This is a genomic window from Saccharothrix mutabilis subsp. mutabilis, from assembly GCF_039521145.1.
Lineage (GTDB): Bacteria > Actinomycetota > Actinomycetes > Mycobacteriales > Pseudonocardiaceae > Actinosynnema > Actinosynnema mutabilis.
On the sequence record NZ_BAAABU010000022.1, the window covers coordinates 53575 to 67575 of the forward strand.

General features: G+C 72.0%; 13 protein-coding genes. 5 read left to right on the forward strand and 8 right to left on the reverse strand.

Annotated features, from left to right (window positions below; all coding sequences use genetic code 11):
- Positions 1–64: 64 nt before the first annotated feature.
- Entirely contained in the window at positions 65–1243 is a 1179-nt protein-coding gene (locus ABD126_RS31635; RefSeq protein ID WP_343937919.1) for a glycosyltransferase family protein, read from the reverse strand.
- Positions 1240–2328 (reverse strand): XRE family transcriptional regulator, encoded by a 1089-nt coding sequence (locus ABD126_RS31640; protein WP_343937921.1) that lies wholly within the window; start codon positions 2326–2328, stop codon positions 1240–1242. The genes ABD126_RS31635 and ABD126_RS31640 overlap by 4 nt, the downstream gene beginning before the upstream one ends.
- Positions 2329–2550: 222 nt before the next feature.
- Here ABD126_RS31640 and ABD126_RS31645 point away from each other — a divergent pair, with 222 nt between their 5' ends.
- Both ABD126_RS31645 and ABD126_RS31650 read left to right on the forward strand, forming a co-directional pair.
- Positions 2551–2787 (forward strand): hypothetical protein, encoded by a 237-nt coding sequence (locus ABD126_RS31645; protein ID WP_343937923.1) that lies wholly within the window; start codon positions 2551–2553, stop codon positions 2785–2787.
- 67 nt (positions 2788–2854) lie between these two features.
- Positions 2855–3670: a hypothetical protein gene (locus ABD126_RS31650; protein ID WP_343937925.1), complete on the forward strand. Its 816-nt coding sequence runs from the start codon at positions 2855–2857 to the stop codon at positions 3668–3670.
- On the opposite strand, the gene ABD126_RS31655 is transcribed toward ABD126_RS31650, so the two are convergent.
- The 4 genes from ABD126_RS31655 to ABD126_RS31670 are packed head-to-tail and all read right to left on the reverse strand — an operon-like array spanning position 3625 to position 7573.
- Positions 3625–5034 carry a nitrilase-related carbon-nitrogen hydrolase gene (locus ABD126_RS31655; RefSeq protein ID WP_343937927.1) on the reverse strand — a complete coding sequence of 470 codons (1410 nt, stop codon included), beginning with the start codon at positions 5032–5034 and terminating at the stop codon, positions 3625–3627. The genes ABD126_RS31650 and ABD126_RS31655 overlap by 46 nt on opposite strands.
- A complete protein-coding gene (locus ABD126_RS31660) occupies positions 5018–5287 on the reverse strand; it encodes a hypothetical protein (protein ID WP_343937929.1) in 270 nt (89 codons plus the stop codon). The genes ABD126_RS31655 and ABD126_RS31660 overlap by 17 nt, the downstream gene beginning before the upstream one ends.
- Positions 5288–5310: 23 nt before the next feature.
- Positions 5311–6648: an RICIN domain-containing protein gene (locus ABD126_RS31665; RefSeq protein WP_343937931.1), complete on the reverse strand. Its 1338-nt coding sequence runs from the start codon at positions 6646–6648 to the stop codon at positions 5311–5313.
- A gap of 28 nt (positions 6649–6676) precedes the next feature.
- The gene (locus tag ABD126_RS31670) at positions 6677–7573 is read right to left on the reverse strand and encodes a LysR family transcriptional regulator (protein ID WP_343937933.1); all 897 of its coding nucleotides are present in this window, start codon (positions 7571–7573) and stop codon (positions 6677–6679) included.
- 91 nt (positions 7574–7664) lie between these two features.
- On the opposite strand from ABD126_RS31670, the gene ABD126_RS31675 reads away from it, so the two are divergent.
- Positions 7665–8111, forward strand: a complete 447-nt coding sequence (locus ABD126_RS31675) for a nuclear transport factor 2 family protein (protein WP_343937935.1) — start codon at positions 7665–7667, stop codon at positions 8109–8111.
- A 10-nt stretch (positions 8112–8121) separates the two neighbouring features.
- On the opposite strand, the gene ABD126_RS31680 is transcribed toward ABD126_RS31675, so the two are convergent.
- Positions 8122–8928: a GNAT family N-acetyltransferase gene (locus tag ABD126_RS31680; protein ID WP_343937937.1), complete on the reverse strand. Its 807-nt coding sequence runs from the start codon at positions 8926–8928 to the stop codon at positions 8122–8124.
- Positions 8929–9238: 310 nt separating this feature from the next.
- Here ABD126_RS31680 and ABD126_RS31685 point away from each other — a divergent pair, with 310 nt between their 5' ends.
- Together ABD126_RS31685 and ABD126_RS31690 are read left to right on the forward strand one after the other, a co-directional pair.
- Positions 9239–11869, forward strand: coding sequence for a M4 family metallopeptidase (locus ABD126_RS31685; RefSeq protein WP_343937939.1), 2631 nt, complete (start codon positions 9239–9241; stop codon positions 11867–11869).
- 102 nt (positions 11870–11971) lie between these two features.
- On the forward strand, positions 11972–12532 hold the full coding sequence (locus tag ABD126_RS31690; protein ID WP_343937941.1) for a 3'-5' exonuclease: 561 nt from the start codon (positions 11972–11974) through the stop codon (positions 12530–12532).
- Here ABD126_RS31690 and ABD126_RS31695 read toward each other — a convergent pair.
- A complete protein-coding gene (locus ABD126_RS31695; protein ID WP_343937943.1) occupies positions 12513–13979 on the reverse strand; it encodes a serine hydrolase in 1467 nt (488 codons plus the stop codon). The genes ABD126_RS31690 and ABD126_RS31695 overlap by 20 nt on opposite strands.
- Positions 13980–14001: the final 22 nt, after the last annotated feature.

Below are 14001 nucleotides of genomic sequence, written 5' to 3' on the forward strand. Positions count from 1 at the left end.
AGCCTAATCGCCGCCGACCGACCGTCACTGAGCGTTCCGCCACATGGGAGCCGACCGCAACTGGTCAGGAGCGGGTGCCCGGCACGTACTCCGCGCAGTCCGACAGGCGCAGCACGTCCAGCACGTGCTGCGCGTCCGACACCCGCCACGCGTGCCGCTTCCCCAGCCGGCTCACGAACTCCCGCCACCGCGCCCGGTCGGTCCGCAGCGCCTCCAGGTACCGCACGCACAGGTCCGGCGTGATCGCCCCGCACAGCTTGCGCGCCGCCAGCAGCGCGACCTCCATGCGCAGCACGGCAGCCTCCGACAGCGGCTCGCCGTCGTCACCGCGCACCCCGCCCCGCACGCGGTCCAGGACGTCGTCGATCAGCCCCAGCCGGGCGCGCAGGAAGCCCTCCCAGTAACCGGCGTCCGTCGCCGCCGCGTACCGGCCCTCGTCCAGCAGCGCGAACACGCCCTCGGCCAGGGTGTCGCCGAACTCCTCCACCCGCGCCCGCAGGTCGTTCGCGAACGGGTCGTAGGGCTTCTGCTCCACCGACCCGACCAGCGCCGACCCGCGCAGGCCCACGTCGTCGAGCAGGAAGAACCAGTCCTCGTTGTAGATGGTCGGGAAGAACGACTCCGTCGCCTCCGGCCCGACCACCAGCGCGCCGCCGCCGATGAACGTGCCCTGCTTGCCGCCGGTCTCGCGGTTGGCGTGGCAGACCACCGAGTTGTCCGGGAACCCGCCGACGCGCAGGCCCACCGCCGACACCGACCCCGTCACCGCGCCCGCCGCCAGCTCCAGGTCCTCCGGGATCGGCACGGTGATGTCGTCGTCCAGGAACGCGATCCGCTCCCACGCCATCAGCCGCGCGATCACCAGGCCCAGGTTGCGCTTGAGGCTGGTGTCGGTGCGCCGGTCGAACTCGGTCTCCTCGACCAGCCTGGTGGTCTCGAAGTCGGGCAGCACCCGCGCGGGCAGCGCGGTCACGTCCACCACGACCAGGTCGAGGCCGGCCGCCAACTCCTTGGTCGCCGCCGGCGAGGCGTTGCCGCTGCACAGCACGACCAGCGTGGCCTCCAGCCGCCGGGCCAGGGACACCGCCTCGGCCAGGTACCCCGGCTCGCGGTTGGTCGGCACGATGACCGCGTCCACCCGGGCCCGGGCGGCGGGCTCGACGGCCGTGAGCAGCTTGTCGTGCGATTCGTGGTGCTCGGCGGCCTGGTGGTGCTCGTCGGCCACCGATGCGGTGGGGTTCAACGCCGGCCCTCCGGCCATTCGTGGAGACGGAATTCCGGCAGGTTCCAGTCCGGTGTGACCACCCGCCCGTTCACCACGGTGACCCGCGTCAGGACGCTGTAGGCGTCCAGCCCGCCGAAGGTCTTCCGCAGGTACTCCGCGTTGCGGTCGCGGAACCGCTCGTCGGTGAGGGCACGGACCGCGCCGAGCGTTCCCCGGCCGTACATGCCGTTGCAGATCGTGACCGTCCGCTTCCGGTTGAACGGGTTCGGTCCGCGGTAGAAGTGCGCGATGTCCTCCTGGAGCACCTCGTGCTCGCCCAGCTTGGGCGCGAACACGCGCTGGTCGCTCCCCTCCCCGACGACGAACCCGCCCGACTCGGACTCGTCGTGCCGCGTCACCTGGCGGACCGGGAGGTCCACCCGGTCCAACAGCTCGCGGGTGACGACGTTCCAGTCGACGCCGCCGAGCAGGACCAGGTGGGAGGTGTAGTCGTCGGGCGCGAGGCCGGAGGCGGTGCGGAAGTGCACCCGGCTGCGCGGGTTGAGCGCCCGGATGTGGCCGTGCAGCTCGATCAGCGCGTCGAGGTCGGCGTAGGTGTAGAGCTCGACGTAGTCGGGCTTCGTCGGGTCCGCGTACGGCATCTGGTCGCGCATCGCCTTGGGCAACTGGGCGACGACGATGGTGATGTTGTTGCGGTCCGGGAAGTACCAGAAGTCGTCGCGGCCGGGCCGGTCCACCTCGGACACCGCGCCGTTGTCCTGCCGCACGGCGGCGGCGCGCAGCTCGGTCAGCTCGGCCAGCAGCTCTTCGCGCCGCTGCGCCTCCTCCGGCGTCAGCTCGTCCAACGGCAGCAGGCGGTACGGGTAGCGGACCACGGACCGGCGCGTCGCGAAGAACGTGGCGTACGCGGCGAGCCGGCTCAGCGGCGGCGCCTTGGGGTGGGTCCGGCTCTCCCACGACGACAGCAGCGGCACGCTCGCCCGCTTGTCGGCACTGAACGCATCCGCAAGATCACTTTGCGTGATCACCTTGTCCGGCCACTGCTCCTCGCGCAACGCCCGGAGGCGGTGCGCCAGCGCCAAGGTGTCACCCGAACCGACCACGTCACCCGCGCCCTTCAGTTAACTTCAGCATACAAGCTGAAGAGCGCAACATACACGACGATCCACTCTTAGCTGAAGATGGAACACCCCTTGGTGAACCCCGGTACGCCCATTACGCCTCTTGCCAGGCACAAAGGCCACCCCTACCCTGAATCTCGCTGAGGTTCAGTCAACTTCAGTGAGCTAAGTGAAGTTCACCCAGGAAGCCATCCGGGGGTAGCCATGAACACGCTCACCGCTTTAGCTCAGTCGACCGAGACCACCGAGTGGACCCCGCTGGTCCTCATCCTCCTCATGGGCGCGATGACGCTGGTCCTGGGCCTGGCCCGGCTGCTGCGCCGCCTGCTCGGGATGCTCACCCGCGTGCTGCTGTCGGCCGGCGCGGCCATGACCGGGATCGCCACCATGCTCGTCATGTGCACCGCACTGACCACTCTCCTCCTGGTGTACGCCCGCTGAACCGACGGGTGCGGACCGATCCCTTCGACTACGGTGTGCGGGCCCGTATCGAAGGGGGAGTCGCACGATGGACCTGTCCCGCAGATCGTTCTCCGGGGCGACCGCCGTCGCGGTGGGTGTCACCGCGGCTCCGGGGACGAGCGCGCGCCGTGAGCCGCGTCCACACCGGACGTCCACACCGCACCTGCTGGAGGCCGAGCAGCTCGTCGGCTACCTGTCGCTGCCGACATGCCCGCTGTCCAACAACCGGTACAAGACCCCCGACCAGCCCAACATCGTCACCTGGGGCTCGCCCGGCGACGCGTCCAGCTGGGTCAACCAGAGCCAGTGCGCCTCCTTCCAGACCGCCGTCCTCAAGCGCACCTACAAGTGGGCCACCTCGAAGTTCTTCGCCAACCACTTCGGGCTGGCCAGCCCGTTCGCCCGCGACTACCAGGCCGCGTTCGCCCGCGACGACGTGCCGCACTTCCAGCGCGTCACCCGGGTCGCCGACCTGCGCCCCGGCGACCTGGTCGCCATCGACTACGCCAACGACCAGGACACCAACACCGGCCACATCGTCATGGTCCGCTCGCTGCGCGGCACCTACGTGGCCCCGTCCGGCGGGTTGAACTTCCCCGGCGAGACGCAGTACGCGGTCGAGGTCGTGGACTGCACCGCCGAACCGCACGGCCTGCACGGCGTGGGCGGCTACTTCGCGTTCCCGGACAGCCGCATCTTCAACGCCACGGCGGCCACGGACGGCGCGGGCTTCGGCCACATGATGTTCTACGCCTCCGACGAGACCGGCGAGTTCACCCGGTACCGGTGGAGCGTGAACACCAACTCGGCCGGCACCTACTCGCTGGCCGAACGCCCGGTCTCGGCCGCCCGCATCGTCTGACGGCCGAGGGGCAGCCGGCCCGCGAGCAGGCCGCCGAGGGTCAGGACCAGGCAGAGCCAGGCGAACCAGTCGCCCAGCCGCGTGTACGGCGTCGCGCCCGGCCCCACGGGCACGTCGGCCACGATCGTGGTGACCGGGCCAGGGCCGCCGGTGTTCGCGTCCGCCGTCACCCGGCCATGGCCGTCGGCGATCATCAACGTCCCGGTGCGCGCCGACCACACCGTGGCCTGGCCGTGCTCCACGCCCCGGATCAGCAGGGTCCGGCTGTGCTGCCACCCGTTCTCCGTCTCGTCGGACGCCGGGACCAGCAGCAGCGTCGTCCCGGCCGCCGCGTAGTCCCGGATCGGGTCGGGCTGGTTGACGTCCGCGCAGATCGCGACGCCGTCGGTGGCGCGGACGAGCAGGTCACGGCCGGGCGGGCTGGTGGAGTCGTGGTGCTTCAGGTAGGTCAGGGGTTGGCCGCCGTCGCTCGGGAAGACCAGGGCGTAGTTGTACTTCGCCCGCTCGGCGCGGTGGACGTAGCCGACCACGATGTCCAGCTCGCGCTCACCCGCGACCCGGCGCAGCGGTTCGACCAACGCGCTGGGGTTGGCTTCGGCGGAGCCCACGGTGCCCTCGGGCAGCACGACGGTGTCCACGCCGGCGGGCAGGCCCTCGATCTCCCGGACGTAGGTGGCCACCAGGTCCCGCGCCTCCGACGTCGCCACGTCGGGTGCCCAGTGCTTCTGGTTGGTGGCGATGGCCGCGACCTTCCGCACGGGCCCGTCGTCCCCCGACAACCGGACCACCCCGCCACCCAGCGCCACCCCCACGAGAACCAACGCCACGACCGCGGTGCTCCTCCCGGGGGCGCTCACCAAGGCCGCGATGGCAGCGGGAACGTAGAGGACCAGGAACTCCACGCCCCACATGCCGGCCACCGCCACCGTCTGCATCACCACCGGGACGTCGGCCACGTCGTTCGCGAACGTCCCCGACACCCCCATCGGGTTGACCAGCGAGACGAGGTAGAGCAGCCCGGTCCACAACGCGGGCGCGGCGAGCGAGGCGAGCACCGGCCGGCCGCGCGTGAGGTGGTGCCGGAACACCCACACCACCAGGGCGAACGTGATCGAGCCGCCGATGTTGATGATCAACCCGGCCGGCACCATCGGCACGTCGTGCGACCGGAGCTGGAACGCCCAACTGTTGGCCGTGCCCAGCAGGTAGGCCACGAACCCCAGCGCCGGCGCCCACCTTGTCCGCGCCGCGAGGAGCAGCACGGGTAACGGGGCCAACCACGTCAACGCGGGTAACGCGGACATCCCCGTGCCGAAGAAGAACAACACCGCCGAAGCCAGTACGGCGCTAAGTCGCAACACCATCGAGCACTCTCCCCACCGTGCGCTTGCACAGCGCCCTGAAGTCCTTTTCGGACAGTTCGATGCGTCCGCCGTGGCGCAACTGCACCAGTCCCAGCACCGGAGTGGTCAACGCCAACGTGATCTCCAGCGGGTCCCCGTCCCGCAGCACGCCGTCCCGGACGCCTTGCCGGACAACGTCGAGCACCGGCGCGAACGCGGGCGAACCGGCGAACTCGTCGAGCCGACGCGCGCCCTCCCACCGCTCGGCCATCACGGTGTACGGCGTAGACCTCGGGCTCAGCCGAGCTGGAAGACCTGGTGAGCGCCGCCGTCGCAGGGGTCCTGGATGAGCTGGACGCCCTCCTCGCGACTCCCGCCGTACACGCCCACGCAGTAGCGCGCGCCCGGGACGGAGTGCAGCCGGTAGCCCGCGTTGACGGGTTCGAGCGTGAACCGCTGGTCGGCGCGGTCACCGCAGTTCGTGCCCGCGATGAGCACGCCGGTGTCCTTGCCGCCGTAGTCGACGGTCGCGCAGCCGACGCCGTACTGGGCGTTGTGCAGCTTGATGCGGTAGGAGCCGTCGGGCAGGCGTTCGAGTTCGGTGGGCGGGGTGGCGGTGGCGCAGTCGTGCTGGCCGAGGACGATGCGCGGCTCGGCGCTGAACCGTTCCTGGCCTTCGCCGACGCACAGGCCCGTGTGGCCGAGGCGGATGCGCTGGATGCCGTCCCTCGGACTGCCGGCGGGCGGCGGTTGGGGGCGGTCGACCGTGGTGGTGGTCGTGACGGGGGTGGGTTGGGGTTGCGGGTTCTGCGGTGCGGGGGCTTGGGCTTCGGCGGGGGCCGTGGTGCCGGCGGTCGTGGCGGCCGTCGTCTCGGCGGCGGTGGTCGTGGTGGTCGAGGTGGTGATCGAGGTGGAGGCGGCGTTCGGGCCGGCGGACGGCGGCGGACTGGTCAGCACGGCGACCAGCACCAAGGCCAACACGACCGCCGCGATCCCGGCCACGACCGCCACCACCCGACTCCGCCGCACCGCCGCCGACGGGTGGGCCGCAGCCGGGACCGACACGGCCGGGGCGGGCGCGGTCTCAGCGGGCGCGGGCGGGGTCTCGGCGGGCGGGGTCTCGGCGGGCGGGATCTCGGCGGGCGGGGCTTCGGCAAGCGGGGCTTCGGGAGCCGGGGTCTCGGCGCGCGGAGTCTCGGCGCGCGGGGCTTCGGCAAGCGGGGTTTCGGGAGCCGGGGTCTCGGCGCGCGGAGCGGGGATGGCTTCGGTCGGCGTGGCGGGCTCGGCGACCGGGGCCGGATCGGGTTCCGGCGCGGCCTCCGCTGCTCCAGGCTCACCAGCGGCCGGTTCCAGGTCGGCGGTCGCCAGGTCGGCTCGTACCCGGGCCCAGGCCGCCGCCGTCTCCTCGTCCCCACCGCAAGCCCGCACGAACGCCACGACGATCTGCTCCCGCGGCAGCGTCGAGCGCGACAACGCCGAGTTCAGCGTGGACGTCGGCAGGACCTCACCCAGGTTCGCGGCACGTCGTTCCAGCACCCGGAAGCTGTAGCCGGACCGCACGCGCAGCGCCCTCATCGCCGCCACGAACTCCGCCGCGTCCTTCGCCTCCGGCGGCCTCAAGTGGTGTGCCTCCACTGATCCCTCCCCCAAGGTGCGCCGCAGATCATGGCACAGCGCCGGCACCTCCCGTCCGCGCCACCTCCCGGACGACTTCCGCGAACGCCATCACCAGCGGGTTGGCGCAGTCGGCCGGCCGGGCCAGGGCGATGCGCAGCGGCGCGATGTCGGTGATCGGCCGCCACGCCAGGTCCGGGCGGGCGTGGTAGGCGGCCATCGAACCCGGGCCGATGCACACCGCAACGCCGGCGGCCACGTGGTCCAACATCTCCTCCACGTTGTCGTTCTCCGGACCCCACACCGGTTCCGAGCCGTCCGGCCGCGGGTTCACCGCCCACCAGTCCACCCAGTGCCGCGGCGCCCTGCGCGTCCACACCAGCGGTTCCTCGCGCAGGTCCGCGATGGTCACCGACGTCCGCGCCGCCAACCGGTGCGACGCCGCCACCCCGACCAGCCTCGGCTCCACCGCGACGACCTCGGCGCGCAAACCGGTCGTGTCGGCCGGCAACCACACGAAAGCCGTGTCCACCAGGCCTTCCCGCAACGCCTCCACCTCGCCACCCCAGTCGAACCGCTTGGGCTCGACGGTCACCTCCGGGTGCCGCGCGCTGAACGTCGTGCGGGCCCTGGTGCCCAACGCTCCCGCGCCGGTCGCCTCGAACCCGATGCGCAGCACCGCCGACACCCCACGCGCGGCCCGTTGCGCGGCCTGCCAGTCCGCGATGATGCGCCGCGCCGCCGGCAGCAGGGCCGCGCCGGCGGCCGTCAGCCGGACCTCGCGGCTGGTCCGCTCGAACAGCGTCAGCCGCAGGTCCTCCTCCAACCGCCGGATCTGCCTGCTCAGCGACGGCTGCGACACGAACAGGCTCTCGGCGGCCCGGGTGAAGCTCAGGTGCTCCGCCACGGCCACGAAGTAGCGCAGGACGCGCGTGTCGACGTCCACCGGTGCTCCCGCCCCTCGGTGTGATCTATGCGCACAGGGTATGACCGGAGGTCTTGGACGTGGAGGGCGTTCCGCCGGTCTCCTGGAACCCATGCGGACCCATCAGCGCGTCACCGCCGCCGCACTGCTCCTGCTCGCCACCGCGTGCGGGACCACCGAACCGGCGGCCACCCCCACGACGACCACCGCTGCACTGTCGGAAGCCGACCGCACCGCCGCGCCCGAACTCGCCCAGCGGTTCGTCGACGCGGCCAACGCGGGCGACTCGGCCGCCGTCGCCGCCACCTTCGCCGAGGACGCCCGGTTCGACAGCGTCGGCCGGATCTACCCGTCCCGCCGCGACATCATGGACCGCTTCCTCGACCCGGAGGTGATCGACGCGGGCGGCCGGTACGAGGTCACCGGCACCCGGTGGAACGGCGACCGCTACCGCGTCGACTACACCTTCACCACGCGCGGCGGCGCGCGGGAGGTCTTCCACTACGAGTTCCTGGTCCGCGACGGCCTCATCCGGGACGTGATCGGCCGCTACAACTGACCCGCCGCGGTCACAGCCCGTCCACCGCCCTACGAAGGAACAGCCACGTCCGCACGTCCCGGTAGCCCAACGCGTGGTTGACGCGGATCATGGCGTGGTTGCCGGTGCCGGTGCCGGTGAGCACCGCCTCGACGGCCGGCAGCTCGGCCGCGACCCAGCGCAGCATGTGCGCCTTCAGCACCAGTCCCAGCCGCCGGCCCCGGTGCGCCGCCACCACGGCGGTGTCGCCCTGCGTCAGCCACTCCGGCGAGGCCGGGCGGGTCTCGACCTCCGTCAGCCCCACGACCCGACCGGCGTGCAGCGCCACGACGACCCGCTGCTCGACGCCCTGCCGCCGCCGCGCGGCCTCCTCGGCCCGCACCCGGTCCACCGTCCAGTCCGGGTGCTCGTAGTCCGCCTCCCCCAACGGCGAGTCGCTGATCGCGTTGCGGGCGCGGGCGTAGGAGGCGACCACGTCCTCCGGCGCGGCCCCGACCCAGGACCGCAGCTCGTAGCCGGGCGGCACCGGCACGTCCGTGCGCGCGGCCGGCAGGTCCAGCCGCTGGAGCACCATCCGCCGCAGCTCGCGGAACCCGAGCGACAACGCCCACCGCTCGCCGGCACCGCCCTCGTCGACCTGCCACGCCTCCACCGCCGTCCGCCCGCGCCGCGCGACCTCGGCCACGACCGCGCGCAGCACCGCCGTCCCGACGCCGCGCCGGCGGTGGTCGGGGTGCACGGTCACCGTGATCAACGCGGTGTCCGCGTTCTCCTCCTCCGGGAAGTACGCCACCGCGCCCCCGACGACCCCCGCACCCGACCGCGCCAGCCAGTGCACAACCCCACCAGGTCGTCGTGGTCGGCGCGGTCCGGATCGAACCGTTCCACGTCCATGCCAAAAGCCCCCCTTCGACACCACCATTCTGCCAAGCATTCGGCGGCATATCGAAACGACATAACTTTTCGCGATGAGACCAGCGTTTCAGCTGGTCATAGGCCTTTTGCGGCATTTCGCACACTGGCAAGTGTTAAGGCTCGATGGGCCTACCCGGGGGCGTTACACAAGAGTGGTCTAGTCCACATCGCCGGACCCGGCGAGGCCGCCGCTTCCGAGTTCTCGGTATTCCCTGCATGCCCGAGGAGCTGGCATGAAACGCAGAACAGGCACAGTACTGGCCGCCTGCCTGACCGCCCTGTCGATCCAGGTGGTCGGAGGTCCGTCCCAGGCCGCGCCCGCCCCCGCCGACCCGGTGGCGCTCGCGGTGGCCGCGGCCGACAAGGCCGCCGCGTCCGGCTTGGACGCCCTGGCCAAGGGCCCGGACGAGCAGTTCCGCCGCCAGGCCGTCCACAAGGGCGGCGTGCCCGGTCGCAGAGACCTGTACTACGTGGCCTACGAGCGCACCTACAAGGGGCTGCCGGTCGTCGGCGGCGACGCGGTCGTGGCCACCGACGCGGCGGGCAAGGTGCTGGAGACCGTCGCCGCCAACGAGGGCGGGCTCGCCGTCGACACGCGGCCCCGCATCGACAAGGCGCGGGCCGAGCGGATCGCCCGCGCCCAACTGTCCCGTGTGGACGGTGTCGAGGGTTCGACGCTGTCCGTGCTGGCCCAGGGCCACGGCAAGCTGGTCTACGAGACCGTGGTCACAGGCGTCCGCAACGGCGAGCCCAGCCGGCTGCACGTCTTCGTCAACGCCCGCACCGGCGTGGTCGAGGACCTGGTGGACGACGTCCGGGCCGGGACCGGCACCAGCGAGTGGAACGGCCCGAACCCGCTGACCATCGACACCAGCAACAACAGCACGGTCGACGACACGCGGCCCGGCTTGCGGTGCGTGGACTACGCGACCAACCAGCCGTTCACCAAGGCGTCCAACAGCTTCGGCAACGGCCAGGCCACCAGCAAGGAGACCGGCTGCGTCGACGTGCTGTGGTCCACCCAGAAGCAGTGGAACATGCTGCGCGAGTGGTTGGGGCGCAACGGCATCGACGGCAACGGCCGCGGCGTCACGGTCAAGGTCGGCCTGGACCGGGTCAACGCCTACTGGACCGGCCAGCACATCGAGATCGGGCGCAACAACGCCAACCAGTGGATCGCCTCGATGGACGTCGTCGGCCACGAGCACGGCCACGCCCTCGACCAGTACACCCCCGGCGGCGCGGCGCGCGAGGCCGGGCTCGGCGAGGCCACCGGCGACATCTTCGGCGCGCTGACCGAGGCCTACGCCAACGAGCCGACGCCGTGGGACACCCCGGACTACCTGGTCGGCGAGACCGTCAACCTGGTCGGCCGCGGGCCGATCCGCAACATGGCCAACCCGCAGGCGGTCTCCAACCACCCGAACTGCTGGTCCAGCGCCATCCCCGGCACGGAGGTGCACGCGGCGGCGGGCCCGTTCAACCACTGGTTCTACCTGCTGGCCGAAGGCTCGAAGAACAGCCCGACCTGCGACGGCTCGACGATCCCCAGCGGCATCGGCATCCAGGCCGCCGGCCGGATCTTCTACAACGCGATGCTGCTCAAGACGTCCGGGATGACGCACTTCAAGTACCGCATCGCCACCCTCACCGCGGCGAAGAACCTCGACCCGACCTGCAAGCAGTACAACGCGGTCAAGGCGGCGTGGAACGCGGTGAGCGTGCCGGCGCAGTCCGGTGAGCCGACGTGCCAGTCGGTGCCGGTGGACGACTTCAGCCTGGCGCTGACCCCGGCGTCGGGCACCGTCCAGGCGGGCGGGTCCACGACCAGCACGGTCAACACCACCACGGTCGCGGGCAACCCGCACACCGTCACCCTGACCGCGTCCGGCGCGCCGGCCGGTGTGTCGGTGTCCGTGACGCCGTCGTCGGTGACCTCCGGCCAGTCGGCGACGTTGAACGTGTCCACCACGGCGTCCGCTGTCCCGGGCACGTACCCGATCACCGTGCAGGGCGTCGGCGGCGGCAACACGCACAGCGTCACCTACTCGCTGACCGTCAGCGGCCAGCAACCGGTGAACGACTTCGCGATCGCCGTCAGCCCGGACGCGGGCACCGTCGAACCGGGCGGCGCCGCGACCACGACGGTCGGCACCACGGTCACGTCCGGCCAGTCGCAGAAGGTCGCGCTGTCGGCCACCGGGCTGCCCGCGGGCGCGACGGCCGCGTTCGACCCGGCCACCGTCGCCGCCGGCGAATCGGCCCGGCTGACCATCGCCACCAGCGCGTCGACGCCGGCGGGCGAGCACCGGATCACCGTCACCGGCACGGGCCCGGACGCGACCCGCTCGACCACCTACACACTGACCGTCGGCGGTGAGCCCCCGGCGAACGACTTCTCGGTGGCGCTGAACCCGACCAGCGGCACGGTCCGGGCGGGCGGTTCGGCGACGAGCACGGTCGGCACCACCACGACCGCCGGCTCGCCGCAGAAGGTCCACTTCACGGCGACGGGCCTGCCGACCGGCGCGACGGCGACGTTCACGCCGCTGTCGGTGGAGTCCGGCGAGTCGTCCACCCTGACGATCGCGACGACTTCGGCGACCCCCCAGGGCACCTACACGATCACCGTGACGGCGAACGGCGCGGACGCCACGCACACCGCCACCTACACGCTGACCGTGGAGGGTGACGGCGGCGGTGGCTGCGGCGACCTGCCGGCGTGGAACGCGAGCACCGCGTACGTCCCGAACGACGAGGTCTCGCACAACAGCAAGAAGTGGCGGTCGACCTGGTACTCGACCGGCGCGGAGCCGGGCGCTCCCGGCTCCTGGGCGGTCTGGCAGGACCTCGGCCCCTGCTGATGTCCTCCTGAGGTCCGCCGCCGGGCGCGTTGCCCGGCGGCGGACCGCTTCGCGGCGGAAATCCGCGTGGAGTCCGGTGGCGGGCCGCACTAGCGTGCCGCCGTGAGCATCATCAACGTCGTGGACGTCGAGGCGACCTGCTGGGAGGGCAACCCGCCGCCCGGTCAGCCCAACGAGATCATCGAGATCGGCCTCACCGTCGTGGACCTCGCCGCCGGCGTCCGCACCGCCCGGCACGGCATCCTGGTGCGGCCCCAGCGCAGCCGGGTCAGCCCGTTCTGCACCGAGCTGACCGGTCTCACCCAGGCCGAGGTGGACACCGGGCTGACGTTCGCCCAGGCGTGCAAGGCGCTCGCCGCCGAGCACGACGCCGGTCGGCGGCCGTGGGTGAGCTGGGGCGACTACGACCGCAACCAGTTCATGCGCCAGTGCGGGGCGGCGGGCGTCGAGTACCCGTTCAGCCAGGACCACACCAACGCCAAGGTGGTCTTCACCGAGTCCCACGGGCTGCGCAAGCGGCCGGGCATGGCGCAGGCGCTGGAAATCGCCGGGCTGCCGCTGGAAGGGCGGCACCACAGGGGCGAGGACGACGCGTGGAACATCGCCGCCCTCGTCCTGCACCTGCGGGACCGGGGCGACTGGGTCAGCGCCGGCCGGTCATGATCCCGTCGATCGCCTTGCCCAGCTTGGCGTACTTCTCGGTGTAGAGCACCGGGAACAGGCCGGGCTGGTCGGCGGGCCGGTGCGGGTCCACGTAGTCCGTGCCCAGGTTGCCGAACACGACCACGATGTAGTTGCGCTTGTCCTTGCCACGCAACGATTTCACGATGCCGGCGTCACTGCCGGTGGTGTCCACCCAGCCGTTCTTGTGGGCGTAGGCGACCTCCGCCCGCGCGTCGCACGGCCGCACGTCCTGCCCGTACACGGCGTCGCCGACGGTCACCGTGCCGTCCGGCTGCACCCAGCGCTGGGGCGTGACCTGCGGGATGCCCTGCGCCGGGTAGTCGCGCCCGCACCAGTTGGTGGTGGACAGCATCTCGTTGTGCCCCTGGTCGCCCAGCGTCCTGAGGAAGAACGCCCGCGACGACCGGCTGAGCGCCTCCCGCGTGACGGGCTTGCCGTCCGTCGTCCGCCACAGCACGCCCGGACCACCGTTGACCAGCAGCAACAGCTTCGCGGTGTCGATGCCGCTCATGTTCGAGCCGATCCACCGGCCGCCGTTCTCCGGCAGCGTGCCGGTGATCATCAGCGTCGGCATGCCCAGGTCCGCGAACGACGCGTTCAGCTCGTCCATGGCCTTGAGGTCGTGGATCATCTTGATCAGCGCGCAGGTGGACTCGTTCTGCGACTTGGTGATCATCTCGTCGAAGAACTGCCGCACGGTCTTGGTCTGCTTGCCGCCGCACGCCGGTCGCGGCACGGTCGGGTCGTAGGCGTAGTCGCCGTCCAGCGCGACCCGGCCCTGGTCGACCAGCCGCAGCACGCCGAACCCGACCATCAGCTTGAGCACCGACGCCGGGTAGGGCGAGGAGAAGTCGATCGGGGCGTTCTCCCGGCCCGCGAGCACGTCCCGCGTGCCGCGCCCGCCGTTGACGTCCCACTCGGTGTCGTCCCACCAGCGGTAGCGGACCTGGTCGGTGGACAGCGTCCGCCGGTCCACCGGCACCACGACGCCCTGCGGGTGCTGCGGGCTGAGCAGCACGTCGGCCATGGCGCGCGGGCGGCCGGCGTCGTCCAGCTCGATCACCGCGACGTCCAGGTTCGGCGTCTGGTGCAGGGGTTTCCCGGCGGCGGCGGCCAGTCGGGCGGTCCGCTGGGCCGGGTAGCCGTCGTACTTCTCCACCGGCTCGGCCGACCGCGCGGTCAGGCCCGGCTCGGGCGGCGTCAGGTCGATGACGTCCTTGAAGTCCTGCGCCACCACGGCCTGCCGGATCGCCTCGGCGAGCCGCGCGGCCCGGTCGCCGGCGTCGGCGACGGCCGCCGGGTTGCCTGCATCAGCCTCGGCGAGCCGCGCGGCCGGGTTGCCGGCGTCGGCCGCGGCGACCGGGGTGACCGTCGCCGCGGCCAGCGCCACCAGCGCCGGGACGGCCGCGAACCTTCGTAGTCTCATGCGCTTTCCCCCATCAGCGAGC